Raw genomic sequence first — 2,676 nt, forward strand, 5'->3', positions numbered from 1 at the left:
ATGCCCGGCAGTTCCTCGGTCAGATGGACAAGCCCGACGTCGACTTCATCGAGGGTCTGTCGCCGGCGGTCTCCATCGACCAGAAGTCGACCTCGCGCAACCCGCGCTCGACGGTCGGCACGATCACCGAGGTCTACGACTACCTCCGCCTGCTCTACGCCCGCGCGGGCCGGCCGCACTGCCCCACCTGCGGCGCCAAGATCGAGCGGCAGACCCCGCAGCAGATCGTCGACCGCGTGCTGACCCTGGAGGAGGGGCGCCGGTTCCAGGTGCTCGCCCCGGTCATCCGCGGCCGCAAGGGCGAGTACGTCGAGCTCTTCAGCCAGCTCCAGACCCAGGGCTTCTCCCGCGTCCGCGTCGACGGCGAGACCCACTCGCTGGACCAGCCGCCGACGCTGGACAAGAAGCTCAAGCACACCATCGAGGTCGTCGTCGCCCAGGGCACGCGCACCTTCCGGGGGCTCGGCGTGCGGCGCACCGGCGACCCCCTCCCGCAGCCGCGGGAGGCGGGCGTGGCCCGGCTCGTCCTGGCCACCGCCGAGGGCCAGGGCCGGCTGGCCGGGCTCACCCCCGGCGAGGCGGTGTACGTCGACGCCGAGGCCGACGACGCGTTCCCCGCCCCTGCGGGGCGACCGGCGGCCATCCCGGAGAGCGAGCAGCTGATGGCCTCCGAGGTCACGGTACTGCCGCTCCTCGCGACCTGCCTGGCGGCACTGGTCCTCGCGACGCTGCTGATCATCTCGGCGCGCCAGCGCTGGTCCGCGGTGCTCGTCTGGGTGCTCGCCAGCCCCGTGGTCATCGCGCTCGCCTGGGTCACCACCGACGTGCTCGTCCGACTTCTCCCGAACGTGATGTGACCGGCTCGTGAACCGATCCGCAACGTCAGCGCAAGTACCTGACCGGGCGCCTTCCGGCGTCTGACGATCCACCCGCGTCGAGGGTCACCCGGACCCGCGCCGCGAGCTCCACCCCCACCAAGAGAGAGCGAAACCATGAAGGCAAGCAAGACCCTCAGCGGCTCCGTCCTCGGGCTCGTCGCGGCCGTGGCCGCCTCGACCGTCGCGTTCGGTGCCCCCTCCGCCTCCGCGGCCCAGGAGGCCTACGACCCGACCTTCACCCCGGTCGCGGCCGACCTGATCGGTGTCGGCTCGGACACCACCGAGATCTCCATGCACTACGTCGCCGAGGGCTTCGACGGCTTCCCCGGGTTCAACGACGGCGACGCCGGCTTCCGCCTCGCCTCCTTCCAGGCCGGCGGCGGCGGGCAGCTGACGTTCCCCCAGGGCACCACGATCGACCGCCCCAACGGCTCGGGTGCCGGCAAGAGCCGTCTGTACGGCGACAACAACGTGGCCGAGATCGACTTCGCCCGGTCCTCCTCGGCGCTGAACACCAACGAGGTCAACGCCGGCCTGCAGGCCTTCCCGTTCGCCGTGGACGGCCTCAAGCTCGCCGTCTCCAACACCGTGCCCTCCCACGCGCCGGCCACCATCTCGGCCGCGGACATGGTCAAGATCTACGACGGCACCGTCACCGACTGGAGCGAGCTCGGCGGCACCCCCGGTGTCATCAAGCCGCTGATCCCGCAGGCCGGCTCGGGCACCCGCTCGTTCTTCGTCGCCCAGCTCAAGACCGCCAACAACGGCGTCGACGTGGCACTGGCCGGCTCGGTCACCGAGGTCCAGGAGCACGACCCCGCCCCGATCCAGGGTGACGCCAACGCGGTCGCGCCGTTCTCCACCGGTCGCGCCAAGGCCGCCGGCAGCGCCATCAAGCTGACCGAGGGCTTCGCCGCCAACCGCGCGCTCTACAACGTGGTCCGAGGCACCGACCTGTCCCGTGCCGACATCCAGGCGGTCTTCGGCCCCGACGGCTTCCTCTGCTCCGATGCCGCCGCCCCGCTCATCGAGGGCTCGGGCTTCCTGCAGCTGGCCCGTGAGGCCAACGGCGGCGCCTGCGGTGTCGCGACCCAGGCCGCGACCAGCAACTTCAAGACCAACGAGGTCGCCGAGACCACCACCGACCTGGCCGCCACCAGCCCGTCGGCCGGCAAGGTCACCCTGACCGCCCCCCTCGGCTCGACGAGCGGCGTGCCGTCGGGCACCGTCACCTTCACCGAGGGCGAGGACGTCGTCGCCGAGGACGTCGCGATCGTCGCCGGCCAGGCCAGGGTCACCCTCTCCGGGGTCGAGGCCGGCTCGCACACCTACACCGCCACGCTGAACCCTGGCGAGGGCTTCCTCGCCTCCAGCGACGACGCCACGGTCCTCGTGTCCGACGAGGTGGTCATCAAGGCCAAGGCCAAGACCGTCAAGAAGGGCAAGAACGCCAAGGTCAAGGTCACCATCGCCGGCGCCGAGGGCGAGGTCACGCTGCTCAAGGGCCAGAAGGAGATCGACTCCTCGATGCTGAAGAACGGCAAGGCCACGCTGGTCGCCAAGAAGGTCAAGAGGACCACGAAGTACACCGTGGCCTTCGGCGACCAGACCACGAAGGTCACCGTCAAGGTCAAGAAGTAGCACTCAGCAGTACCCCAGCAGCACCGGTGCGGGTGGTCGCTCCCGGGCGACCACCCGCACCACTACTCCTGCACCAGTCACGAACGAGAGCACCCTCATGAGCAGCCCCACGAGCAGTACCGACGCCACGGCCGTCATCCCCGCCGTACCCGACGAG

At 70.7% G+C, this 2,676-nt stretch carries 1 protein-coding gene and 1 pseudogene; both read left to right on the forward strand.

The window, feature by feature from the left end:
- Nucleotides 1-434: pseudogene (locus tag A6Q79_RS00485) on the forward strand (excinuclease ABC subunit A); the annotation flags it as partial.
- A 558-nt stretch (nt 435-992) separates the two neighbouring features.
- Nucleotides 993-2,519, forward strand: a complete 1,527-nt coding sequence (locus A6Q79_RS00490) for a substrate-binding domain-containing protein (RefSeq protein ID WP_317695292.1) — start codon at nt 993-995, stop codon at nt 2,517-2,519.
- Nucleotides 2,520-2,676 lie beyond the last annotated feature (157 nt).

This window comes from Aeromicrobium sp. REDSEA-S32_B7, from assembly GCF_001626145.1.
GTDB classification, from domain to species: domain Bacteria; phylum Actinomycetota; class Actinomycetes; order Propionibacteriales; family Nocardioidaceae; genus Aeromicrobium; species Aeromicrobium erythreum.